The organism is Pseudonocardia kunmingensis (assembly GCF_006716445.1).
GTDB classification, from domain to species: domain Bacteria; phylum Actinomycetota; class Actinomycetes; order Mycobacteriales; family Pseudonocardiaceae; genus Pseudonocardia; species Pseudonocardia kunmingensis.
Genome location: NZ_VFPA01000001.1, coordinates 21,033 through 44,217, shown reverse-complemented (window position 1 = coordinate 44,217; position 23,185 = coordinate 21,033). Strand labels below are relative to the sequence as shown.

At 70.4% G+C, this 23,185-nt stretch carries 20 protein-coding genes; 16 read left to right on the top strand and 4 right to left on the bottom strand.

Going from position 1 to position 23,185, the window contains the following annotated elements; genetic code table 11:
• Positions 1–4: 4 nt before the first annotated feature.
• The 3 genes from FB558_RS00195 to FB558_RS00185 all read right to left on the bottom strand — a co-directional run bounded on the left by FB558_RS00195 (position 5) and on the right by FB558_RS00185 (position 2,999).
• Positions 5–640, bottom strand: a complete 636-nt coding sequence (locus tag FB558_RS00195; protein ID WP_142046983.1) for a gluconate 2-dehydrogenase subunit 3 family protein — start codon at positions 638–640, stop codon at positions 5–7.
• A complete protein-coding gene (locus FB558_RS00190) occupies positions 640–1,740 on the bottom strand; it encodes a sugar ABC transporter substrate-binding protein (protein ID WP_211365900.1) in 1,101 nt (366 codons plus the stop codon). Before FB558_RS00190 ends, FB558_RS00195 begins: the two co-directional genes overlap by 1 nt.
• A gap of 110 nt (positions 1,741–1,850) precedes the next feature.
• Complete coding sequence (locus FB558_RS00185; protein ID WP_142046980.1) at positions 1,851–2,999, bottom strand: nitrilase-related carbon-nitrogen hydrolase; 1,149 nt, start codon at positions 2,997–2,999, stop codon at positions 1,851–1,853.
• A gap of 505 nt (positions 3,000–3,504) precedes the next feature.
• On the opposite strand from FB558_RS00185, the gene FB558_RS00180 reads away from it, so the two are divergent.
• The 4 genes from FB558_RS00180 (at position 3,505) to FB558_RS00165 (ending at position 8,449) form a co-directional block, all read left to right on the top strand.
• Positions 3,505–4,656 (top strand): zinc-binding dehydrogenase, encoded by a 1,152-nt coding sequence (locus FB558_RS00180; protein ID WP_142046978.1) that lies wholly within the window; start codon positions 3,505–3,507, stop codon positions 4,654–4,656.
• Entirely contained in the window at positions 4,653–6,101 is a 1,449-nt protein-coding gene (locus FB558_RS00175) for an aldehyde dehydrogenase family protein (protein WP_142046975.1), read from the top strand. The genes FB558_RS00180 and FB558_RS00175 overlap by 4 nt, the downstream gene beginning before the upstream one ends.
• Before the next feature lie 12 nt (positions 6,102–6,113).
• On the top strand, positions 6,114–7,577 hold the full coding sequence (locus FB558_RS00170) for an Nramp family divalent metal transporter (protein WP_142046973.1): 1,464 nt from the start codon (positions 6,114–6,116) through the stop codon (positions 7,575–7,577).
• A 122-nt stretch (positions 7,578–7,699) separates the two neighbouring features.
• On the top strand, positions 7,700–8,449 hold the full coding sequence (locus FB558_RS00165) for an IclR family transcriptional regulator (protein WP_170231127.1): 750 nt from the start codon (positions 7,700–7,702) through the stop codon (positions 8,447–8,449).
• A gap of 15 nt (positions 8,450–8,464) precedes the next feature.
• On the opposite strand, the gene FB558_RS45110 is transcribed toward FB558_RS00165, so the two are convergent.
• Positions 8,465–9,124 (bottom strand): GntR family transcriptional regulator, encoded by a 660-nt coding sequence (locus FB558_RS45110; protein WP_170231126.1) that lies wholly within the window; start codon positions 9,122–9,124, stop codon positions 8,465–8,467.
• On the opposite strand from FB558_RS45110, the gene FB558_RS00155 reads away from it, so the two are divergent.
• The 12 genes from FB558_RS00155 (at position 9,051) to FB558_RS00100 (ending at position 23,145) form a co-directional block, all read left to right on the top strand.
• Positions 9,051–10,049 carry an RraA family protein gene (locus FB558_RS00155; protein WP_342787342.1) on the top strand — a complete coding sequence of 333 codons (999 nt, stop codon included), beginning with the start codon at positions 9,051–9,053 and terminating at the stop codon, positions 10,047–10,049. The genes FB558_RS45110 and FB558_RS00155 overlap by 74 nt on opposite strands.
• Positions 10,050–10,127: 78 nt before the next feature.
• Positions 10,128–11,135 carry a tripartite tricarboxylate transporter substrate binding protein gene (locus tag FB558_RS00150; protein ID WP_142046965.1) on the top strand — a complete coding sequence of 336 codons (1,008 nt, stop codon included), beginning with the start codon at positions 10,128–10,130 and terminating at the stop codon, positions 11,133–11,135.
• Between the two features lie 45 nt (positions 11,136–11,180).
• Positions 11,181–11,726: a tripartite tricarboxylate transporter TctB family protein gene (locus FB558_RS00145; protein ID WP_142046963.1), complete on the top strand. Its 546-nt coding sequence runs from the start codon at positions 11,181–11,183 to the stop codon at positions 11,724–11,726.
• Positions 11,727–11,769: 43 nt separating this feature from the next.
• A complete protein-coding gene (locus tag FB558_RS00140; protein WP_142046961.1) occupies positions 11,770–13,302 on the top strand; it encodes a tripartite tricarboxylate transporter permease in 1,533 nt (510 codons plus the stop codon).
• A complete protein-coding gene (locus FB558_RS00135) occupies positions 13,302–14,150 on the top strand; it encodes an enoyl-CoA hydratase/isomerase family protein (RefSeq protein ID WP_142046959.1) in 849 nt (282 codons plus the stop codon). Before FB558_RS00140 ends, FB558_RS00135 begins: the two co-directional genes overlap by 1 nt.
• On the top strand, positions 14,147–15,355 hold the full coding sequence (locus FB558_RS00130; protein ID WP_142046957.1) for a CaiB/BaiF CoA transferase family protein: 1,209 nt from the start codon (positions 14,147–14,149) through the stop codon (positions 15,353–15,355). Before FB558_RS00135 ends, FB558_RS00130 begins: the two co-directional genes overlap by 4 nt.
• Complete coding sequence (locus tag FB558_RS00125; protein WP_170231125.1) at positions 15,352–16,143, top strand: enoyl-CoA hydratase/isomerase family protein; 792 nt, start codon at positions 15,352–15,354, stop codon at positions 16,141–16,143. Before FB558_RS00130 ends, FB558_RS00125 begins: the two co-directional genes overlap by 4 nt.
• A 58-nt stretch (positions 16,144–16,201) precedes the next feature.
• Positions 16,202–17,395, top strand: a complete 1,194-nt coding sequence (locus FB558_RS00120; protein ID WP_170231124.1) for a glycoside hydrolase family 88 protein — start codon at positions 16,202–16,204, stop codon at positions 17,393–17,395.
• Positions 17,392–18,573 carry a CaiB/BaiF CoA transferase family protein gene (locus FB558_RS44270; RefSeq protein ID WP_246106176.1) on the top strand — a complete coding sequence of 394 codons (1,182 nt, stop codon included), beginning with the start codon at positions 17,392–17,394 and terminating at the stop codon, positions 18,571–18,573. Before FB558_RS00120 ends, FB558_RS44270 begins: the two co-directional genes overlap by 4 nt.
• Positions 18,570–19,553: an aldo/keto reductase gene (locus FB558_RS00110; protein ID WP_246106175.1), complete on the top strand. Its 984-nt coding sequence runs from the start codon at positions 18,570–18,572 to the stop codon at positions 19,551–19,553. The genes FB558_RS44270 and FB558_RS00110 overlap by 4 nt, the downstream gene beginning before the upstream one ends.
• Positions 19,554–19,569: 16 nt before the next feature.
• Complete coding sequence (locus tag FB558_RS00105) at positions 19,570–21,213, top strand: acyl-CoA dehydrogenase family protein (protein ID WP_142046947.1); 1,644 nt, start codon at positions 19,570–19,572, stop codon at positions 21,211–21,213.
• A 780-nt stretch (positions 21,214–21,993) separates the two neighbouring features.
• The gene (locus FB558_RS00100) at positions 21,994–23,145 is read left to right on the top strand and encodes a glutathione-independent formaldehyde dehydrogenase (RefSeq protein WP_142046945.1); all 1,152 of its coding nucleotides are present in this window, start codon (positions 21,994–21,996) and stop codon (positions 23,143–23,145) included.
• The last annotated feature ends 40 nt before the right edge of the window (positions 23,146–23,185 follow it).

Sequence of the window (23,185 nt, the reverse complement as noted above, 5' to 3'; positions counted from 1 at the left end):
CGGTTCAGCGCTCCGTCTCGAGGTCGTTGCGGGTGAAGATCTCGTTCGGCGGCAGGCTGCTCAGCTCCCGCCGCAGGTCGGCGAGTGTCTTGATGGGCAGCGAGCGGCCGTCGAACCCCGGGCCCATCTGCTCGGCGGTGTAGCCCCAGTGCGCGCCGGGGAAGCCGACCAGCTTCCAACCGACCGCGCCGCGGTTGCCGCCGTAGGCCGGGTCGCAGAAGAACCCCTCCACCGTGTGCTCGCGGATGACGGCGAAGAAGCGCAGCAGGACCTCGCCACCGGGCTGGTCGGACGGTCCGAACTGCACCCCCGCCGCCGTCTCCTGCACCTCGGGGCCGAGGAACCGGCGGACCACGTCGTCCTGGGTGGTCGGCGCCATGTCGACGAACGGGACGCCGTGCTCGCGCCGGCAGAAGTCGGCCAGCTCGCGCAGTCCCCGCCGGTAGACGGTCTGCAGATCGGTGCTGACCCCGGCGACGGCGCGGTCGATGTAGTAGACGACGCCGGCGTCGGTGGCGCCCGGGTCGACGCCGTCACCGGGGATGATCCGCTCGCAGACCGCCTCGACGGTGCGGGCCTCCTCGTCGTTGAACCAGAGCAGCGCGGTCGAATCGTCGTGCGCCTGCGGGGTGCTCGCCATCAGCTGTTCTCCTGCGCGCGGACGTAGGTGTCCTCGGGCTTGTAGTAGTCGGCCGCGTTCTCCGGCGTGACGACCGTGGTCTCGACGTACTCGGTCTTGTCGGGGCAGGCGGACGGATCGCCGTTGAAGGCGGCCACGGCCATCTGGACGGCCAGGGCCCCCTGGTCCCACGGCTGGTTCGACGCGGTGGCCTGCAGCGGGCCGTCCGGGTTGTCGAGCATCTCCTTCACCGCGTTCATGCCGCCGTCGTAGGAGGCCTCGAGGATCCCCGGGCCCCACAGACCGGCCTGCTGCAGACCCTGCTGGATGCCGGCCTGCATCACGTCGCTCTCGCTGTAGACGATCTTCAGGTCCGGGTTGGCCGTGGCGACGTCGCGGATCGGGGTCAGCGCCTGGTCGGGGAGCCACTCGCCGTACTTGAACGGCAGCTCGGTCGTGGTGATCTCCGGGTGCTGCGCCATGACGGAGTCGTAGCCCTGCATGAAGCCCTGGTAGCGCAGCTCGCTGATGACATCGCCGGGCAGCCCGCCGATGCCGACCAGCTTGATCTCGCCGGAGGTACCCCATTTGGCGATGGCGTCCTGCGCGATCGCCTCGCCCGCGAGGGCGCCCGTCGCGACCTGGTCCTCGGCCACGTAGCAGTACATGTCCGGCACCAGCGACGGATCGAGGTTGGAGTTGACCGTCACCAGCGGGATCCCCGCGTCCTTCAGGGCCTTCACCGAGGAGGCGACACCCAGTGGGTCGTTGGCGTTCATGATGACGACGTCGACCCCGCGGCTGATCAGCGTCTGGACGTCCTCGTTCTGGCGGGTGGTCTCGCGGTTGGCGTCGAGGATCTGGATCTGCGCGCCGATCTCCGCCGCCTCGGCCTCCCCGCCGGCGACCAGCGTCTTGTACCAGTCGCTGCCGGCGATCCCGCGTTGCGACCAGCCGATCACCAGCCCCTGCCCGGTGGCCTTCTGCTCCGGGCTCGCGGACTCCTGCCCGGTGCGGTTGCACGCGGTCAGCAGGAGGGAGGCGGCGGCGAGCAGGGCCAGCCCCCTGGCCAGCGCGTGACCTGGGCGGCGACGGACGGGCCGCATCACAGCAGTACTCATCACAGGCACTCCTTCGTGCGTCGCGATGCTCTGGACTTCGGAGCCGCGGACCGGCGTCGGCGGGTCCGGCGGGGGAACGGGCACGGCCCGGCGGGCCGTGCCCGCCGCGATCAGGCCTTGTCGGACGTGGCCGCGGCCGTGTCGGTGATCGGCTGACCGTTGCCGTTCGGCGGGGTGTAGCCGGCCGGCGGCACGAGCACGCCGCGCTCGACGAGCGTCTGGATGTTGCGAGCGCGCGTGGCGTCCTCGCGGGCCAGCCAGCCCTCGGTCGGCGGCGCGTCGCGGTACTGGTTCTTCGGGTAGATCGGCTTGTCGTAGATCGCCCGGTACTGCTCGGTGCGCAGGTCCTTGAACTGGTTGTAGAGACCGTTCGCGATCCGGGCGCGGCGCAGTGCCTCGATGTCGATCGTGGTGCAGACGAACGAGTCGCCGGAGGTCCAGCCCTTCTGCTGGGCGACGATCTGCCCGCGGTGGTTGACGATCATCGACTGCCCGCCGAAGAGGTCCTGCAGGCCGCCGTCGTCGCGGATCTCCGGGCCGAGGTTGGGCGCCACGACGTAGGCGGAGTTGAACGCGGCGTGCGCGCGGTTCTGCAGCTCCCACAGACCGTTCATCACGGCGGGTTCGATCAGGGTCGGCCGAATGATGATCTCGGCGCCGTTCATCGCGAGACCGCGCACGACCTCGGGGTAGACGCCCTCGTGGCAGATGGCGATACCGATGTTGCCGATCTCGGTGCGGGCGACCGGGAAGATCGCCTCCATCACGTCGCCGCCGCCCTTCTTGGCGACGAACTCGTCCCACACGTCGTGGGGGTTCATGTTGCCGAGCATGCCGCCCTCGTAGGCGTCGCTGGTGGCCTTGTAGCGCTGGTAGACCACCTCGCCGTTCGGGTCGATGATGAAGGCGACGTTGAAGTAGCGGTCCGGGAAATCGGGGTCGCGGACCATGTACAGCTCGGCGGCGATGTAGGTGTCGAGCTCGCGGGCCTTGCGCCCGAGCTCCTCGGTCTCCGGCCCGGGGATCTCCACGGCGTAGTGCGCCTCGCGCTCCCGGTTGCCCGGGGTGTTGGGGATCATCCCCTGGATCGCCATCTCGGGGATGACGACCAGCTTGACCGGTGCGCCCTCCCACGCCGCGACCATCACCGCGGTGTCCATGAACTCGTTGATGCGCTTCACGTTGGCGAGCGCGTCCCCGCGCTCTTTGACGGTGAAGGTGCGGGGTGACAGGGCCACCACTGCGAACGGGTCAACCACGAGCGGATCCTCCTCGAGCCACGTCGGTTACCGGTCACAGTTACCGGTCACAAGCGCCGTGTCAAGGGCTTGCTACCGGAAATAGCAGGGCGCTAACGTCGAGAAACCGATCCTGGCGAGCACGCCGCTCGTCCGGGCGCTGTGACCGGTCATCTCACGTGGCCGCTCTGCTCGGCGTAGGCGACGCTGCCGGGCGGTCGCGCCAGTCATCGCTGGTTGGTCGGGCTGCTAGGCGGCAACCTCCCGCTGTCGACCGAACGGTCGAAGGGCGTCTCGAAGAGGATCAGGGCCCTCGCCGCGGATGGCGCCCGGTGGGTCACCGGACAGGAACTGTGCTGCAGTTCGGCGCGGGCTTCATCTCGGAGTAGCCCGAGTCGCTGTCGCGCCCGGAGCAGGGCGAAGCTCCTCGTCGCCGCCGCGGTCTTGCCTGCAGGGGCGACTCGCCGTACGGTTCTCGAACCAAGTTCCTGATCTCGAACAATGCCATCGTCGCGAGGAGCCGCCCATGCCAGCCCGAAGCCGCGCCGTGGTGCTGCGGGAATTCAGGTCGCCGTTCGAGATGGAGAGCTTCGAGGTCCCCGCGCCGGGTGAGATGGCCGCGATCGTCGACGTGGAGTACGCCGGGATCTGCGGGACCGACGTGCACCTGCAGAACGGACGCCTGCCCATCCCCACGCCCGTCGTGCTCGGGCACGAGGCGGTCGGGCGGGTGGCGGCGCTCGGTGCCGGCCTGACCCACGACGCGCGCGGGGTCCCGCTCGCTCCCGGTGACGCGGTGTCCTGGCTGAACAACATCTCGTGCGGCCGGTGCCGGTACTGCCTGGTGGAGCAACAGCCGACCCTCTGCGTCGGGTCGCGGCGGATCTACGGGATCAACCAGCGGGCTGACGCCTTCCCGCACCTGTCGGGCGGCTGGGCCGACAGCATCTACCTCCAGCCCGGCACCGTGATGGTCAAGCTGCCCGACGGGGTCCGGCCCCGCGACGTGATCCCACTGGGGTGCGCCGGCCCCACCGCGGTGCACGGCGTCCTGGACGAGGTCGAGATCCGGCAGGGCGACGTCGTCGTCGTGCAGGGGAGCGGCCCGGTCGGTGTGGCTGCCGCGATCTACGCCCAGCTCGGCGGGGCGGGCAAGGTCATCATGGTCGGCGGCCCGGCCGACCGGTTGGAACAGGCCAGGCGCCTCGGGATCGCGGCGGTGTACATCGACGTCACGGACGGCAGTGCCGCCCAGGACCGCGCCGCCGCCGTCCGGGCCGAGACCCCGGACGGCCTCGGCGCCGATGTCGTGATCGAGTGCGCCGGGGTGCCGTCCGCAGTCGCCGAGGGCATCGACATGTGCCGGCCGGGAGCGCAGTACTGCGTGCTCGGGCAGTACACCGACCACGGGCCGACACCGCTCAACCCGCACCTGATCACGCGCAAGCAGCTGCGGGTGCACGGTTCGTGGGGCTTCTCGGCGCGCCACTACATCACCTACATCTCGTCGCTGCCGCGGCTCATCGCGCGCTTCGACCTCGGCAGCATGCTGTCCGAGTACCCGCTGGAGGCCGCCGACGAGGCGGTGACCGCGGTCAAGGCGGGGGCGGTGATGAAGGCCGTCCTGCGTCCGGGCCCACCGCGGGACGTGCCTGCTCCGGAGGGGGTGCTGGCGTGACCGCGGACGTCCTGGCCGGAGCCGTCAACTTCATCGGTGGCTCGTGGGCACGCAGTGCCGGCCCGACCGTCGAGTCGCGCAACCCGGCCGACGACAGCGACACCGTCGGCGTCGTTCCCGACTCGACGCCGGACGATGTCCGGCACGCGGTCGACGTCGCGGTATCGGCGGCACCGGGCTGGGCGGAGACGCCGGCGCCGGTGCGCGGTGACGTCCTACAGCGGTGGAACCAGCTGATCGGTGAGCACGCCGAGGAGCTCGCGCTGCTGATGACGCGCGAGATGGGCAAGCCGCTCGCGGAGTCGCGGGCCGAGCTGGGCCGCGCCCGCCTGGAGCTCGACTACACCGCGGGGGAGGGCACCCGGTTGCACGGGGCCACGATCCCCAGCCGGGCGGCCGGGCAGCTCGTGTACACCGAGCTCGAGCCGCTCGGCGTGGTCGCGGCGATCACACCCTGGAACTTCCCGGCAGTGGCCCCGGTCCGCAAGATCGGGCCGGCGCTGGTGGCGGGCAACCCGGTCGTGTTGAAGCCCGCGCTCGAGACGTCGGTGACCGCGTTGCGCCTCGCCGGGCTGCTCGCCGAGGCCGGGCTGCCCGAGGGCGTGCTGGGTGTCGTGTCGGGTCGCGGGGAGACCGTCGGCGCCCAGTTGGCCGCGGACGCGCGGGTGGACGGCGTCTCGTTCACCGGGTCGACCGTGGTGGGCCGTACGGTCAACGCGGCGGTCGCGCGGCGCCTCGGGCGCACCCAGCTCGAGCTCGGAGGCAAGAACGCGGCGTACGTGCACAGCGCCCGCGATCTCGATGCCGTGGCCGCGCACATCACCGGCGCGGCGATCCAGACCTCCGGCCAGCGGTGCACGGCAATCAGCCGCGTCATCGTGCACGACGAGCTGGCCGACGGCCTCGTAGAGCGCCTCGCCGCATCGTGGGCCGAGCTCGCCGTCGGATCCGGGCTCGAGCCCGCCACGCAGGTCGGCCCGCTGGTCAGCGACGCCCAGTACGAGCGGGTGACCGAGTACCTCCGGCGCGGCGAGCAGGAGGGCGCCCGGCGGTGCGCGCCGGACCGGCCCGTGCCGTCCGGTCGCTACGTCGCCCCCACGGTCCTCGACGGGGTGACCCGCGAAATGGCCGTCGCCCGTGAGGAGATCTTCGGTCCGGTGCTCTCCGTGCTGCGGGTGTCCGGCGAGGAGGAGGCCCTCGCGGTCGCCAACGACTGCGAGTACGGGCTGGCCGCCGTGGTGTTCAGCGAGGACATCGGCGTCGCCATGCGCTTCGCCCGGCGGGTCCGCGCCGGGATGGTCCACGTCAACCACGGCACCGTCAGCCAGCCACACGTCCCCTTCGGCGGGGTGAGCGGCTCCGGCGCGGGCGCGTTCTCCATCGGATTCACCAACCGGGACTTCTTCACCCAGACCAAGGTCGTCTACCTCGCCCCCACCCCCTGACAGGAGATGCTCATGGCCGACGACGTCGTCGCCCGGAAGCAGTTCGCGTCGGAAGTGCCCAGCAAGAACCTCCCCCCGATGGCGTACGGGGACATCCCCGAGCCGAAGTCGCTGCGGCGCGTGCTCGGGCCCAGCGTCATCCTGGCGGCGCTCGCCGTCAGCTCGGGGGAGTACGTCCTCTGGCCCTACATCACCGCCGAGGTCGGCCTGGTGATGCTGTGGGCTGCCGTCGTGGGCGTCACCATCCAGTTCTTCCTCAACATGGAGATCGAGCGGTGGACGCTCGCCACCGGGGAGACGGCGATCGCCGGCTTCGTCCGGCTCTGGAAGCCGTGGGGTGTGGTGATGGCGTTGTCGGCGTTCATCACCATCGTCTGGCCAGGCTGGGCGACAAGTGGGGCCACCACGCTCGGCTTCGTGTTCGGGCTGAGCCCGTCGGCTGCGACGTGGGTGGCCGTGATCGCCCTGGTCGCCATCGCGGTCACGCTGACCGTCTCACCGGTCGTCTACAACACGGTCGAGAAGATCGAGATGGTCAAGGTCGTCGCGGTGCTGGTCTTCCTGGTCGTCGCGCTGACCACGGCGATCAGTGCGCAGGCGTGGGCCGGTCTCGGCACCGCAGTGACCGGTATCGGCACCGGCCTCGGGCCCATGCCCGGCGACCTGGACCCCGCCGTCGTCCTGGGGGCGATCGCCTTCGCCGGCGCGGGCGCGCTGGCCAACCTCGCACAGAGCAACTGGATCCGGGACAAGGGCTTCGGCATGGGTGCCCTCATCCCGCGGATCGTGTCGCCGGTGACGGGCGAGGACGTCGCGAAAGCGGCAACCGGGACGATGGTCGGTCAGGACGACGGGAACCTGCGCCGGTTCCGCGGCTGGTGGCGCGTGGCCAACATCGAGCAGCTCGTCTCGTTCTGGGCGCTGACGGTGCTCTCGATCGTCGTCCTCTCGCTGCTCGCCTACTCCACGGTCTTCGGCCGGGACGTGCCCGGTGCAGGCGACCTGAACTTCATCCGCGGCATGGGCGAGGCTCTGAAGGGCACGGTCGGACCCTGGTTCGGCACGCTGTTCTGGGTGATCGGCGGCGCTGGCCTGCTGCTCACCGCGCTCGCGAACGTCGACTACGTCAGCCGGATCATCGCCGACGTCCTCAAGACGGTGTACCTCACCGACAGCATCCGCTGGACCGAGAGCCGCCTCTACTTCGTGTTCGTGTGGTCCATGGTGGGGATCGGCTCGCTGATCCTGATGGCGGGCTTCAGTCAGCCGCTCGCCCTGCTGGTGGTGTCCTCGGCGTTGTCCGGTGTGGTGATGTTCGTGTACTCCGTGCTGCTCATCCGTCTCAACCGCCGAGCTCTGCCCCAGGCGATCCGGCTCCGCGGGCTCCGGCTCGGCGTTATGATCTTCGCGGTGCTGTTCTACGGGTACTTCTCGGCCCGGCTCCTCATCGAGTACGGCGGGAAGCTCTTCTCGTGAAGAAGCTGCTGACGCAGTTCGTGGTCTTCTGCGCGGTGTTCGGCATCTTGCTCAGCGGGGCGATGGCGATGGGGATGGTGTGAGGGACGGGGGCGGCGGCGATGGTCAGCAGTGACGGGCTGGTGCGGTCCGTCGACCGGGTCGTGTCGCTGCTGGAGCTGCTCGGCAGCCGGAGGACGCCGATGCGGTTGATCGAGATTGCGCAGGCGTTGGAGATCCCGAAGAGCACGGCGCACGGGCTGCTGCAGACCTTGATGGCGAAGGACCTCGTCGTCAGGGACGAGGCGCAGCGGTACCGGATCGGTATCCGGTTGTTCTCGCTCGCTGCCGCCGCGCTCGACATGATCGACCTTCGGGACCTTGCGCGTGCCCCGATGGAGGACCTGTCCGGGACGACGGGCTGCACCTGCAACCTCGCCGTGCTCGATGGGCACCAGGTCCTCTACATCGAGAAGGTGGAGGACCGCACTAGCGCGCTACGTCTCGTGACGCAGATCGGCACGCGGCTCCCGGCACATGCCACCGCCCTGGGAAAGGTGCTGGTTGCCGCGCTGCCGGACCCGGAGCTGCGCGGGTGGCTGGCGGACCACGAATTCGTCCGGCTCACGCCGCGCACGATCGCGGACGCCGACGCTTTCGCCCGGGAGCTCGGGAAGCAGGCCGAAGTCGGCTATGCCATCGACAACCACGAGTTCCACTCGGCGGTCACCGGTATCGCCGCGCCGGTACGGGACCACACGGGCGCAACCATCGCGGCGCTGAGCCTCAGTTGCCTCGAGCCCGTCGACGACCACGAGCTCGAAGGGCTGGCGGCGAGCGTGGTGGCTGCCGCCGGGGCGATCTCCGTGGCGCTGCGCAGCTCCGGCGGCTGACCGCCCCGCCGCGGCCTACCGGTGGTCGCGGATCCGTTCGAGCATCAGCTGCTCACCCGACCGCAAGTGCTCCACGAGGAGAGTGCGGGCGGTCGCGAAGTCGCGACGGGCGATGGCGTGCGCGATCGCGAGGTGCTCGTCCAGGGTCTCGTCGGCCCGGCCTTCCGCTGCGAGGTACCGGCCACGCTCGATGTGGCTCTCCACCACCGCATACATGTCACGGATCCGCTTGTTCCTGCTGCATCCGACGATCCGTGTGTGGAACGCGTTGTCGCGCAGGAAGTAGTCCGAGGTGCGGGCCGGTGGGATCGGCCGCTCGTAGCCGTCGAAGAAGTGCTCGATCTCCGCGATGGCCTTCTCGTCCGGATCCTCGGCCAGCTCGTCGATGCCAACCGGTTCGAGCAGCACCCGAACCTGGAAGAGCTCGTGGACGTCGTCCTCGGTGAAGGGGCTCACGACCCATCCTGCCCGGCCGCGCGACACCGTGAGACCCGCTGCCTCGAGCCGGTGGAGCGCCTCCCTGACGGGGGTGCGGCTGACGCCCAGCACCGCGGCGAGCTGCCGATCACGCAACGGTTCCCCGGGGGCGAGCTCGCCGGTGATGATCGCCATCCGGAGGGAGTCGAACGCCCGGTCACCGAGCTGCACGGGCTCGATGGGAACGAGCGCTTTCATGAGATCTCCTCCGATCGGTGCCGCCAAGATGTCCGGGCAATCACGGAACCGACGGCGCCCGCACTTCCGAGTGTTCGTTGCGCCGGTCCGCGGCGCCGGCATCCTCTCATTCCGCGGTCGGACAGCTGTGTCGCGCGCGCGCCCCGGGTCTCGACCGACCGGACCCTGGCTAAGGCTGGCACTTTGTGCACAGAATTTGGTATACCACACCCACGCGCCGTACGAGACCCGTCAGGAGATCCCCATGCCCGTCGACTGCCGCCTCCACCCCGCAACGCCCTTGCCCGCCGACGACGTCGTCGACCGTCTCCGACGGCTGGCAACCTCGCTCGTCTCCGACGTCTTCGGACGATGGGCAGGAGCGCCTGGACTCCTGCCGGTGGCCGGCCTCGCGCCCGGGCGGGTAGTGGCGGGAGCGGCGTTGACAGTGCGCACCCGGCCCGGCGACAACCTGGTCGTCCACAAGGCCCTGGACATCGCGCGGCCCGGCGAGGTGCTCGTCGTCGCGGCCTCGGGAGCGACGGACCGGGCGATCCTCGGTGGTCTGATGGGTCGGTACGCGAGCGCGAGGGGACTCGCCGCCCTCGTCGTGGACGGCGCCGTTCGTGATCGTTCGGAACTCGGCAGGTCTGCCCCGCCCGTCTTCGCCGCCGGCGTGAGCCACCTCGGGCCCTACAAGGACGGACCCGGTGACCTGCGGTGCGACGTGTCGCTCGCGGGGATAGCGGTGCAGGACGGCGACCTGGTGGTGGGGGACGAGGACGGCGTGGCCGTCATTCCGCGCGCACGCCTGCAGGACGTGCTCGTCGCCGCCGAGGCGAAACGCGAGGCCGAGGCGTCCGAGACCGCCGCGATCGCGGCGGGAACGTGGGACCGCGGCTGGGTCGAGGCCGGCCTGCGCATCCACGAGGTGCCGCGAGCCTGACGCCCCCTTGACGACGTCTGGGACGCTGGATACCGTCGCGTGGTATTCCAAATCCCCGCATACCAAGGAGGAGCAACGATGCTCCATCGCGCAGTCCGCACACTCGCCGCGGCGGCTCTCCTGCTGGGCGTCGCCGCCTGCAGCGGCGGGGTAGCAGCGCCGGCGACCAGCGACGGCGCCGTCTCCTTCGATCGGCCGGTCACGATCTACATCCCGACGCCGGCCGGCGGCACGTTCGACATCGTGGCGCGCGGCCTGGCTCCCGCACTCGAGGAGGAGCTGGGCACCACCGTCCTGCCGGTGAACATCGAGGGGGGCTCCGGGGCCGTGGCGGCAGCCCGGCTGGCCGCGGACCCTGCGAACGGCCACCAGCTGCTGATCGTGTCCCGGACGATCTCGACGCTGCCCTACACGGGAGCCCCACAGGTGGACCCGCTGTCCCAGTTCGCGCCCGTGGGCGTCGTCGTCAAGGACGTGGCAGGCCTGACCGTGCAAGCGGATGCGCCCTACGACTCGGCCGCGGAGTTCGTGTCCTACGCCGAGCAGCACCCGGGCGAGGTGCACGTGGGCACGAGCGGAGTCGGAAGCGTCTGGCACGCGGCCGGGCTGCTGCTCGGACAGGCCGCCGGCGGCCTGGAGATGGAGTACGTGCCATACCCGGGTGGCCGGGACGCCGGGAACGCGGTGGCGTCGGGTGAGGTCGAGGCGACCACGATCAGCCCGGCCGAGGCCGTCGCGATGGTCGAGGCGGACCGCGCCAAGATGCTCGGGGTGATGTCGGAGCAGCGGTCTCCGCTCTTCCCGGACGTGCCGACGCTCAGCGAGCAGGGCATCGACGTCGAGTACGCGGTCTGGCGCGGGCTGGTCGCCAAGCAGGGAACGCCGGATGAGGTGCTCGCCGCGTTGGAGACGGCCGTGCGCAACGCCGCGGAGTCCCAAACCTTCAAGGATGCGATGGCGCACGCCGGCGTGGAGATCGCTTATGAGGACGCCGCCGCTCTGCGGGGGCACCTCGAGCGGGAGGACGAGCTCGTGCAGGACTTGTTCGGGCCCCTGGGCGTCCTCACCACCCGGCCGGAGCGCTGACCCGGCGACCTGCCGCGCACAACAGGGACTTCAGGAGGTCAGCAGATGCGCGACATCATCCTCGGCATCGCCTTCGTGGTCATGGGTCTGCTCATCGTCGGGACGACCCACGACTACCCGCCCGCCGCCTCGCTGGCCGCCGACCCGGCGCTCTTCCCCCGGGCGATCGGCGTCGCCCTCGGCGCCCTGGGCGTTCTCATCGCGGTGGCGGGTCTGTGGGCCCGCAGGTCGCAAGAGCGGGACGATCCGCGCGCGCCGGACGCTACGGGCGAGCAGGCCGCGCCCGCGGCGCCAGGGGCGGACACGCCAGACACCGCCGACGCGCCGATCGGCATGACGCAGGTGCTCCGGCGCGTCGCGCCGTTCGTCGCCGCGGCCGTGGTCTACGTCTGGGTGGCGTTCTCCTCCGGCCTGGGCTACGCGACCTCGACCTTCCTCTTCCTCACCATCCTGATCATCTGGTTGTCTCCGAAGCGGAACACCGCGTCGTACGCGTCGGCGGCGGCGCTGTCGGGCGCGATCAGCGCGGCGCTCTACGCGACGTTCGTGTTCGCCCTCGCCGTTCCGATCCCTCCGGGAATCCTGCCGTAGCCGTTCGCGCCCTCAGAACTGTTCGAACCGGAAGGGAATCAGCGTGCTCCTCGCCGCCGCAGGTTCGCTGTACACCGACGGACTTTCGCTCGTACTCAACCCGCTGACGATCCTCTTGATCGCCGCCGGGACATTGCTGGGGATCATGTTCGGCGCGATGCCCGGCCTGACCGCCAACATGGGTGTCGCACTTCTGGTGCCCGTCACCTACTCGATGTCGGTCACCCAGGCGATCGCACTCCTGATCGGGATCTACCTCGGGGCGCTGTACGGGGGCGGGATCCCCTCCATCCTCATGAACCTTCCGGGCACACCGGCGGACATGATGACCGGCATCGACGGCTACCCGATGACCAAGCGGGGGGAGGGTGGCAAGGCGCTCGGGGTGAGCACCACTTCGTCCTTCCTCGGCGGCATCGGCGGCGCACTGGTGCTCGCCGTGATGGCGCCGGTGATCGCCTCGGTCGCCGGCAGCTTCCGCTCCCAGGAGTACTTCGCCATCGCCCTCCTGGGCCTGACGGTCATCTCCTACATCGCCGGAAAATCGCTGATCAAGGGTCTCGCGAGCGGGCTGCTCGGGTTGTTCATCGGCACGATCGGCATCGACCTGGTCTCCGGCTACCCGCGGTTCACGTTCGGTCAAGCGGACCTGCTGAGCGGTGCCGAGTTCGTGGCGGTGGTCATCGGCGTCTTCGGCGTGGCCGAACTCCTCGAGCAGGTGGGCAAAGCACGCCACGGGAAGGCGGTGATACCCCAGAAGCTCGACAGGGTGTTGCCATCCTGGTCGTTGCTGAACCGGTTGAAGTGGGTCATCGTGCGCTCGTCGGTGACAGGCGTCGTCGTCGGTGCCGTGCCCGGCGCGGGCGCCACGATCGCCGGTGTCGTCTCCTACGGTCAGCAGACCCGCCTGTCCAAGCACCCCGAGCGGATGGGAACGGGTGAGCCCGAGGGCGTGGCGGCGTGCGAGGCGTCCAACAACGCCTGCGCCGGCGGCGCCATGACGACCATGCTGTCGCTCGGAATCCCCGGCGACTCGGTCACCGCCATCCTGATCGGGGCGCTGACCCTGCACGGCGTGACGGCCGGCCCGCTGCTGTTCGAGGAGGACCCGTCACTGGTCTCCGCGATCTTCCTGAGCCTCGTCGTCGCGAACGTGTTCCTCCTCGTCTTCGGGCTCGCCGCAGCGAAGCGGTTCGCACAGGTGGTCAACCTGCCGCGACACATCCTGATCCCCGTGGTCATCGTCCTGGCCGTCGTCGGCACCTACGCGCTGCGCGCCACTTCCTTCAACGTCTTCATGATGCTGGCGTTCGGTGTGCTCGGGCTGGTCATGGTGGCCTTCCGCGTGCCCAAGGCGCCGCTGGTACTGGGCCTGATCCTCGGCCCGCTCATGGAGACCAACCTGCGCCGGTCCCTCACCCTCAACGACGGCGACCTCGGCGCAACGGTGCAATCCTTCGCCTCCAGCCCGCTCTGCCTCGCCATCTTCGCGATTGCCGTGCTGCTGCTGGCCGCGCCCGCTCTGCAGCGAGCCACAGGGCGCAGGCCGGCCGTGGTGTACAAGGAGGAGGAGTGATGCCGGCGGTGCCGCAGACGCAGCAGGCGACCGATGAGCCGCTCGTCGTAGTGCGCCGGGAGGCGCGCGTCGCCTGGCTGGTGATCGATCGGCCCGAGGTCCACAACGCCCTCAGCACGGCCACGAACCACCTGCTCCGCGCGTCGTTGGAGGAGTTGGATGCCGATCCGGCCGTCGGGTGCATCGTGATCAGGGGAGCGGGGGAGCGCAGCTTCTCCGCCGGGGCTGATCTCCGCGAGGTCAGCGGCAAGTCCGCGGAGCAGTTGCAGACCGAGTTCGACAGCATCGTCAGCAGCACCGAGACGATGCGGACGATCGGCACGCCGGTGATCGCGGCGGTCCACGGCTACGCCTTCGGGGGCGGGCTCGGGCTCGTTGCGGCGGCCGACTTGGCCATCGCCTCCGAGGACGCGCTGTTCGCCACCCCGGAGATCACGCTCGGGCGGTTCCCGCTCATCATCAGCGCCGCCATTCTGCGGTCCGTCCCGGAGAAGAAGGCGTTCGAGATGGCCTTCACCGGTCGGCGGTTCACCGCGGCGGAGGCCAGGGACATGGGCCTCGTCAACACGGTCGTCCCCCGGGAGTGCCTGTGGGACGACGTCCGGGGCGTGGCCGACACGATCTCGTCGTACAGCTCCGGCGTCCTCCGGATGGGTAAGCAGGCCCTGCACCAGGCTGCGGACATGGAGTTCCGGCAGTCGCTGCAGCACCTTCGGAACGTCCTCACCCTCAACGCGCTGACGGCCGACAGCGCCGAAGGCGTCCAGGCGTTCCTCGAACGCAGAAAGCCGCGGTGGAACGCCGCCGACCCGGACGCACCGTTGGACGAAGGAGATGTTGCACGGTGAGCAAGGATCTTCCCCTGGCCGGCCTGACGGTCCTGGACATGTCGCACCTGGCGGCAGGGCCGTGGTGCACGATGGTCCTGGCCGACCTCGGCGCCGACGTCATCAAGATCGAGCGCCCCGACGGTGGCGACATGTCCCGGCAGGCGGGCAGCGTCTACGCCGGCGGCGAGAGCGCGGTCTTCCTCTCCCTCAACCGCAACAAGCGCAGCGTCGCCCTGGATCTCAAGAACCCCGAGGCCCGGGAGGTGCTCACCCGGCTCGCCGGGAAGGCCGACATCTTCGTCGAGAACCTGCGCCCGGGGAAAACCGCGGAGCTCGGCGTGGACTACGACAGCCTCGCCGCCCTCAACCCCCGCATCGTCTACGCGTCCATCTCCGCCTTCGGTCCGGACGGGCCGCACGTCGACCTGCCGGGCAACGACCCGATCATCCAGGCCCTCTCCGGTGTCATGAGCATCACCGGCGAGCAGGACGGGCCGCCGGCGCGCCAGGGCGTCAGCGTGCCCGACTTCGGCGCCGGGATGATGGCCGCCTTCTCGATCCTCGCGGCCGTCGTGGGGCGGGGCGAGAACGGGCCCGGACGGCACCTCGACCTCAACCTGCTCGACGTGGAGATCTTCGCGCTGGGGCCGCGGGCCCAGGAGTTCCTCCTCAACGGCGAGGAACAGCCGCGGCTGGGGAGCGGCCACCCCCAGTTCGCGCCGTACCAGGCGTACCGGTGCAAGGGCGACCGGTTCCTCTACATCGCGGCGATCAACGACAAGTTCTGGCGCATGCTCTGCGCCGCCCTCGGGCGGCCCGAGCTGGCCGAGCACCCCGACTTCGCGACGAACGTCCAGCGGACCCGGCGTCGCGAGGCCCTGGCCGGCCTGCTGGAACCGATCCTGCTGGAACGGGATCGGGACGAGTGGCTCGGCATCCTTCAGGCCCACGGCGTGCCGTGCGGTCCGGTCAACACCCTCGGCGAGGCGATGTCCGACCCGCAGGTCGTGCACAACCAGCTCATCCGCACCATGCAGCATCCCGCCGCCGGCTCGGTGCGGACGGTCGGCCTGCCGTTGCGGGTGGACGGCGATCCGCTGCCGGTGCGGTCCGCGCCTCCATTGCTGGGCGAACACACCGACGAGGTGCTGTCGCAGTACGGCTTCGGGGTTGACGAGGTGGCCCGGCTGCGCACGAACGGCACGGTGGCGGGCGGATCGTGAGCGCGGTCGGCGATGTCCCCGTCCTGCTGCGGGTGGCGGGCCCGGTGGCAACGGTCGTGCTCGACGCCCCGCCGCTGAACCTGCTCGGCGCTCGCGCCAAGGCCGCCCTGACGCAGATCTTCGAGGAGATCGCCTGCTGTGCCGACGTGCGGGTGGTGGTGCTGCGCGGAGCGGGGCCGCGCGCGTTCTCGGCGGGAGCCGACATCCGGGAGTTCCCGGAGCGCATCCGGACCGGCTCCGCATACGACGTGTCGCGTGCCGGGCAGCTCATGACCGCCGCCATCCGGGGGTGCGGGCGGCCGGTGATCGCCGCGATCGACGGCGTGGCGTTCGGGGCCGGGCTGGAGATCGCCCTGGCGGCGGACTTCCGGCTGGCGTCGCACCGGGCGCAGTTCGCCTTCCCGGAGATCACCCGTGGGGTCTTCCCGGGCAACGGCGGATCGCAGCTGCTGACGCGCCTCGTCGGTCCGTCGCGGGCGAAGCGGCTGATGCTGTTCGGAGCGCCGATCGACGGTCATGAGGCGTTCCGCATCGGTCTGGTCGACGAGGTCGTTCCCGCCGGGCGCCTGGACGAGACGACCGAACGATGGGCGCGCGAGCTCGCCGGACGACCAGGGGTGGCCGTGCGGTGTGTCCGGGAACTGGTGGACCGCGGAGGCGTGACCTCGTTGGAGGAGGGCCTCGCCATGGAGGCCGAGCTGTTCGCACGGGTGTTCGCAACCGATGACGTGCGCGAGGGAGTCGCCGCGTTCGTCGAGCGACGGGAGCCGTCCTTCAGCCACCGGTGAGGGGCATGTGTGGTGGGCAGCGGGACGGGATGACCGAAGGCGACAGGGGCATGAGGACATGACGACGACGCACGACACGACGGCGCGGCAGGAAGTCGCCCACCGGGCGATGGATCAGGTGCGAGTGGGCTGCCAGCAGGTGGTCCGGCTGATGCAGCAGGCGCCCGACGGCGCGGTGCCCCGCTTCAGCTACCGGACAGGCGGCTACGAGCTCGCGCCTGCGTACCAGCCCGACTCCTGGGCCACGTTCCAGTGGGTCGGCTTCCTCACCGGTCGGCTGTGGCTCGTCGCCGAGCACTTCGGCGACGAGGGGATCGCGCGGGTCGCATCCCGCCTGGCGTACTCCGTGGCCGACTGCCTGAGCCGGCGACCGCCGGGCTTCTCCGCCGCCGGCTGCGACCTGTTCTACGCCGCCTGCCTGGGCGCACGCTGCAGCGGTGATGCTGCGCTCGCCGCGACCGCGCGGGCCGCGGTCGATCGCTATGCGGAGAACTTCGACCGCCGCGTCGGCGTCTTCTTCCAGGTTCCCGGTGTCAACCGGGCCGTGATCGATACGGGCCTGAACCTCCTGCCGTTCTACTGGGCGGCGGGCGACGACCCCGCCCGGCAGGAGATCGCGGTCCGGCACAACGCCACTCTGCTGGCCGCCGGGATCGTCCGCCCGGAGGGATCGACCTACCAGGCGATCGAGTTCGACCTGTCGACGGGCGAACCGGTCCGCCGCTGGAACATGCAGGGCTACTCGGACGAATCGACCTGGGCGCGTGGGCAGTCCTGGGCGCTGCACAACTACGTCAACGTCTACGAGGCGACCGGCGACCCGGGCTTCCTCGAGGTCGCACGCCGGGTCTGCCGCTGGTACGTCGACCACCTCCCCGGGGACCACGTCCCGTTCTACGACTTCGCCGACCCGCAGGCCCCGGCCGTTCCGCGCGACTCCTGCAGCGCGTCGATCGCGGCCAACGCCCTGCTGCGGCTCGCACGCCTGGATCCCGAGTCTGCCGGGTGGGCGCAACCGGCAGGCGACGCGATCGTCGACGAGCTGCTGCTCAACTACCTGTCGCCGGGTGGTGTCCTGCTGCACGGCAGCTGGGGCCCGCTCGCGCCGGAGAAGGTCGGCGCGCGAATCAGCCGCTTCCCGCTGGAGGACGTGATGCCCTACGGCAACTACTGGGTGGTGGAGGCGCTCTACCGCCGGTTGCACGACGACTGGGCCCTCCTCGCCCTGGACGGGAACCGGGCGTCCTCGTGACCGCGCCGCTGACCGGGATCACCGTCCTGGACCTCACTCACTTCGTCGCGGGCCCCTGGTGCACGATGCTGCTCGCCGACCTCGGAGCAGACGTCGTCAAGGTCGAGCCGCCCGGCACCGGTGAGATCGGGCGCGCGATGGGCGGAGTGTTCGCGGCCGGCGAGAGTGCCATATACCTCGGCTTCAACCGCAGCAAGCGCAGCGTCACGCTGGACCTGAAGAGCCAGGAGGGACGCGAGGCCGTCCACCGGATGGCTCGCACGTCCGACGTCGTCGTGCACAATCTCCGGCCGGGCGCCGCGCAGCGCCTCGGCATCGAGCAACAGCGCCTGCTGGCGCTCAACCCGGCCCTGGTCTACTGCGAGATCTCGGCGTTCGGCCAGGACGGTCCCTACGTCCGCCAGCCGGCGAACGACCCCATCATCCAGGCGCTCAGCGGCGCGATGCTCGCGGGCGCGGCGCCGTCGGGCCGCCCCGTCCGCATGGGTGTCAGCCTGCCGGACTTCGCAGCCGGTGTGCTGGCGGCGGTCGGGGTGACCGCTGCCCTGCACCGGCGAGCGCGCACGGGTCGCGGCGGGACCGTGGATCTGAGCCTGCTGGACGCCCAGCTGTTCGCGCAGGCGGACATCCTGGCCCCGCTCCTGGCCTATGCCGGTGCCGGTGCCGCGCAGGACGCAGAGCGCCTGCCGCAGGACTGGTCCGGTGTCTACGCGTGCCGGAACGACGAGTACGTACACGTCGACGCGGGGGACGGCGCTTCGTGGCGCGTGGTCGGCCAGGCGCTCGGGCTCTATACCGGGGCCGACGCCCGTGAGCGCCCCGCTGTTCGTGGCGTTCTCACGGAGGCGCTGAGGGCTCGCGCACGGGAGGAGGTTGTCGCACTGCTCCGCGCTGCCGGCGTCGCCTGTGCCCCGGTCCGTACCCTGCCCGACGTGCTCCGCGCCGCGGAGCGCCGCACGATCACCACCCGCCACCCGACGATCGGCGAACTCACGCACCTCGCGACACCTGTCGACGCCCACCCACCATGGCCACGACGTGCGGCGCCGCCGCCCCTGCTCGGCGAGCACACCGAAGAGGTACTGGCCGAGCTCGGGTACAGCGCCGACGCGGTCGCCGAACTGGCCCGTCGCGGTGTCACGACCGCGGCGACGCAGCCGGTGGAGGTGGCGACGTGAGCCGCGCCGTGCCGCAGCGCACCCTGGCCGGCACCGACCTCGCCGTGGGACGGATCGTCCTCGGCACCATGACCTTCGGTACGCAGGTCGACGAGGCCGAGGCGACTGCCATGGTGCGAACCTGCCGCGAGGCCGGCATCACCATGTTCGACACCTCGAACAACTACGGGGCGGGCGCGGCAGAGCAGATGCTCGGCCGGATCGTCAGGCCGTTCCGCGACGAGGTCGTCCTCGCCACCAAGTTCGGGAGTCCCGTCGACCAGTCCGATCCGGAGGCGACCGGGCTCTCCCGCCGCGCAGTACGGCGAGCGGTCGACGACAGCCTCCGTCGGCTCGGCGTCGACCACATCGACGTCTACTACATGCACCGGCCGGACCGGGACACCCCCGTCGAGGAGACGCTGGAGGCGCTGGACGAGGTGGTGCGGCAGGGCAAGGTCCGCTACCTCGGCCAGTCGAACTTCGCCGCCTGGCAGATCACCGAGATGCTCCACCTGGCGCGTGCCAACGGCTGGACCGAGCCGCTCGTCTCACAGCCCCTCTACAACCTGCTGGGGCGCCGGGTCGAGGCCGAGTACGCCGCCTGCTCCGCCCGCTTCGGGCTCACGAACGTCACCTACAACCCACTGGCCGGAGGGCTGCTGACCGGCAAGCACCGGCGGGACGGCTGGCCGGAGGCAGGTACGCGCTTCAGCAAGTCGCTGTACCGGGACCGCTACTGGAACGACGCCCAGTTCGACGCGGTGGAGCGGTTGGGTGAGGTGGCCGCCGGGGCCGGCCTCACGCTGGTGGAAATGGCGTTCCGCTGGGTGCTGGGGCGCCCCCTGACCGACTGCATGCTGCTCGGCGCCTCCGGCGTCGACCAGCTGCGCAAGAACCTCGACGCCGTCTCCGGGCCTGATCTTGCCCCCGACGTCCTGGCGGCATGCGACGACGTGTGGAGGGGCCTCGAGGGCGTCGCTCCGCATTACAACCGCTGACGGAAAGGACATTGCCATGGAGGCAACCGTGGACCACGCCCGGACGCTCCTGACCGCTGCACGGGAGGTGGTCGACCGGGCCGTGTCCCGTCTGGCGGGAGACGTCCGAGGGTCGAACGCCCGCGTCGACCTGGCGCGGTTGGACCGGGAGCAGGCGCTCGTCTACGACCTCTCCGCGGCGGCCTGCCTCGTCGGCGCAGGCGAGGCGATGTTGGAGTGGGGCGAGTCGGGCGGGTTGGCCGCGATGCTGACCACGGCGTACTCCGGACACGTCGCCGCCGAGGTCGCCGCCCGCGTGCAGGGCCGGGAACGGGCATGGGGCGTCGAGGCGCTGCCGTGGCACCACGGGGACGTCGCACAGGCCTTCGCCGCAGCGCGGTCGGTCGAGCTCCTCGAGCGGATCACCGAGCAGGTGATCGCCGGGCCGCTGCCCAGCCCGCCCCTGACGGACGAGCTGGACATGGCGCGGCGGGTCTTCCGGGACTTCGCGAGAGAGAAGGTCGCCCCGCTCGCCGAGGCGGTGCACCGCAACGACCACGACGTCCCCGAGAGCCTCATCAGCGACTTCGCCCGGATGGGGCTGTTCGGGATGGGGATCACGGAGGAGTACGGCGGTTCGGCGTCGGGTGGGCCCGCCGGACACAGCGAGAACGACCTGCTGGCGATGGTGGTGGCCACCGAGGAGATCACGCGCGGTTCGATGGGGCTGGCCGGTCCTTTCATCACCCGGCCCGAGATCCTCGCGACGGCCCTGCTCAAGGGGGGCGAGGAGGAGCAGGCGAAGCGCTGGCTGCCCGACGTCGCGTCGGGTGAGCTGATGGTGGGCGTCGCGGTGACCGAGCCCGACTACGGCTCGGACGTCGCGGGGCTCACGACCACGGCCACCCGCGAGGGGAACCACTACCGGATCAACGGTGTGAAGACGTGGTCGACCTTCAGCGGCCGAGCCGACCTGCTCCTGCTGCTGGCGCGCACGGGTACGCGTGAGGACAGGCACCGCGGGCTGTCCCTGTTCGTGATCGAGAAGCCGCGGTTCCCGGGTCATGCATGGATCCACGAGGGAGAGCACGGGGGTCGCATCGACGCGCGGGCGATCAGCACCATCGGCTACCGCGGGATGCACAGCTTCGAGATCAGTTTCGAGGACTACCTGGTGCCCGCGGAGAACCTGATCGGTGGCGACGCAGGCCTGGGCAGGGGCTTCTACCTGCAGATGAACGCCTTCGCGAACGGGCGGATGCAGACCGCGGCACGAGCCGTCGGGCTGATGCGGGCCGCGTACGAGGCCGCGGCCAGGTACACGCAGGAGCGGCACGTCTTCGGCTCGGCACTGGCGGACTACCAGCTGACGCGGACGAAGCTTGCCAGGATGGCCTACCTCGTGACGGCCTGCCAGGCGTACACCTACCGCTGCGCGCACCTCATCGCCGAGGGCGGGGGACAGCTCGAGGCCTCGATGGTGAAGTCTCTGGCGTGCAACGCCGCAGAGTGGGTCACGCGCGAGGCGCAACAGCTGCACGGCGGCTACGGCTATGCCGAGGAGTACCCCGTGTCCCGGTACTTCCTGGACGCGCGAGTCCTGTCCCTCTTCGAAGGGGCCGATGAGACGCTCGCGGTCCGCGTCATCGCCAAGGGCCTCGCGGAGAGGACGCTGCGCTGACTGCATCGGCTCCAGCAACGGCGGGTTCGATCAGCGCGACCTCGGGTCCTCGTCAGGCTGTGGGCGGGCGCCGGCGTGGCGCACCGGTCGGGTTGTCCTCGTGCACGTGGTCGACGGCGGCGGTGAGCAGGTCACAGTGGCGATCGAGCGGTGCGTGCGCAGCTCGGGCGGCGCCACGATCATGAGATCGTCCGATGCGGCGCGCAACCGCCGCGCCGTCTGCGGCGAAGCGTCTCCGGCGAGCCGGAGCTAGTCGAACGCGAGCCGCAGGTGACCGCTCCAGTGGCTGAGCCGCACTGCGGTCATGGTGATCGATCGGCTGCACGAGTCCCTGCGGCAGCTCGCCACCCGCGACTCTCCCTCCTGCCGGCGCAGTGCGGCTCGTTGAGCGCACCCTCGGCTGGGCGTCATGGTTCCGTGTGTACGGACCCGCTCAGGATCGCCAGATCTCGACGTGAGCCGACCGCGCCACGGCACCGGCAAGAAAGATCAGATCAACCGGCGAAGGCGGCTGACGCCCGTATGAAGATCGAGACTAGCGGTATCGAGAGATGCGGATACGTCTGGGGCAATTGCATCGTGCGCGACCCACGCAGAAAAGAATCATGGAGATTGAGCCTCGATCTGCGTGTCCCCTGTCCTGGCGGGGGTACCTAGGTGCGGTCCGAGTGAAGCACGTTGGCGATCGCTCGTGATGAAGTTGGGGGGGGGCGGGTGATCGTTCCGTGATCCACGATGATCCATTGTCCTGCACGGTGTGAAGATCGTTGAGGAGTTGACATGAAGGCTCTCGTGTACGAAGGCGCCCGCAAGGTGAGCGTCCAGGACGTACCGGATGCCCGGATCGAGAGGCCGACCGATGTGCTGGTCCGGATCACCGCGACCAACATCTGCGGCTCGGACCTGCACATGTACGAGGGCCGCACCGACTTCGAGACCGGGCGGGTGTTCGGGCACGAGAACCTCGGCGAGGTCGTCGAGGTCGGGGACGGCGTGGACAAGGTCCAGGTCGGCGAGCGGGTGGTGTTGCCGTTCAACATCTCGTGCGGGTTCTGCAAGAACTGCGAGCGCGGCCTGACGAACTACTGCCTGACCACCCAGCCCGAGCCGCAGATGGCGGGCGCCGCGTACGGGTTCGCCTACATGGGGCCCTGGCAGGGCGGGCAGGCCGAGATGCTGCGGGTGCCCTACGGGGATCACAACTGCCTGCGGCTGGGCGAGGACGCGGCGGAGAAGGAGAACGACTACGTGATGCTCGCCGACATCTTCCCCACCGGCTACCACGCCACCGAGATGGCCGGCGTGGTCCCCGGCGACTCGGTGGTCGTCTACGGAGGCGGACCGGTCGGGCTGATGGCGGCGCTGTCGGCCACGATCAAGGGCGCCGCCAAGGTCATGGTCGTGGACCGCCACCCCGACCGGTTGCGGCTGGCCGAGGAGATCGGCGCCATCGCCATCGACGACTCGAAGACCGACCCGGTGCAGTTCGTCCTGGACCAGACCATGGGCTTGGGCGCGGACCGCGGATGTGAGTGCGTCGGGTTCCAGGCCCACGACCCGCAGGGCACCGAGCACCCCGAGATGACCCTGAACAACCTGGTCAAGTCGGTGCGGTTCACCGGAGGGATCGGCTCGGTGGGCGTGTACGTGCCACAGGATCCGGGCGGGCCCGACGAGATGGCCCAGCAGGGCGCGGTCGCCTTCGACTACGGGCTGCACTGGTTCAAGGGCCAGACCATGGGCAGTGGCCAGTGCCCGGTGAAGAAGTACAACCGGCGGCTGCGCGACCTGGTGGCTGCGGGCAAGGCCACGCCCTCCTGGATCGTGTCCCACGAGCTGCCGCTCGCCCAGGCACCTGAGGCCTACGAGCACTTCGACAACCGGGACGACGGCTGGACCAAGGTCGTCCTCAAGCCGGCTATGGCCGGCTGATCGTTCCGGGCACCGGGAGGAGGAGCCGAATGACTCCGCA

What these genes read in the sequence shown, in the direction of transcription:
- FB558_RS00195 (WP_142046983.1), bottom strand. Translation starts at nt 640, where the DNA reads ATGGCGAGCACCCCGCAGGCGCACGACGATTCGACCGCGCTGCTCTGG.
- FB558_RS00190 (WP_211365900.1), bottom strand. Translation starts at nt 1,740, where the DNA reads ATGAGTACTGCTGTGATGCGGCCCGTCCGTCGCCGCCCAGGTCACGCG.
- FB558_RS00180 (WP_142046978.1), top strand. Translation starts at nt 3,505, where the DNA reads ATGCCAGCCCGAAGCCGCGCCGTGGTGCTGCGGGAATTCAGGTCGCCG.
- FB558_RS00170 (WP_142046973.1), top strand. Translation starts at nt 6,114, where the DNA reads ATGGCCGACGACGTCGTCGCCCGGAAGCAGTTCGCGTCGGAAGTGCCC.
- FB558_RS00155 (WP_342787342.1), top strand. Translation starts at nt 9,051, where the DNA reads ATGATCGCCATCCGGAGGGAGTCGAACGCCCGGTCACCGAGCTGCACG.
- FB558_RS45110 (WP_170231126.1), bottom strand. Translation starts at nt 9,124, where the DNA reads ATGAAAGCGCTCGTTCCCATCGAGCCCGTGCAGCTCGGTGACCGGGCG.
- FB558_RS00150 (WP_142046965.1), top strand. Translation starts at nt 10,128, where the DNA reads ATGCTCCATCGCGCAGTCCGCACACTCGCCGCGGCGGCTCTCCTGCTG.
- FB558_RS00145 (WP_142046963.1), top strand. Translation starts at nt 11,181, where the DNA reads ATGCGCGACATCATCCTCGGCATCGCCTTCGTGGTCATGGGTCTGCTC.
- FB558_RS00135 (WP_142046959.1), top strand. Translation starts at nt 13,302, where the DNA reads ATGCCGGCGGTGCCGCAGACGCAGCAGGCGACCGATGAGCCGCTCGTC.
- FB558_RS00120 (WP_170231124.1), top strand. Translation starts at nt 16,202, where the DNA reads ATGACGACGACGCACGACACGACGGCGCGGCAGGAAGTCGCCCACCGG.
- FB558_RS00105 (WP_142046947.1), top strand. Translation starts at nt 19,570, where the DNA reads ATGGAGGCAACCGTGGACCACGCCCGGACGCTCCTGACCGCTGCACGG.
- FB558_RS00100 (WP_142046945.1), top strand. Translation starts at nt 21,994, where the DNA reads ATGAAGGCTCTCGTGTACGAAGGCGCCCGCAAGGTGAGCGTCCAGGAC.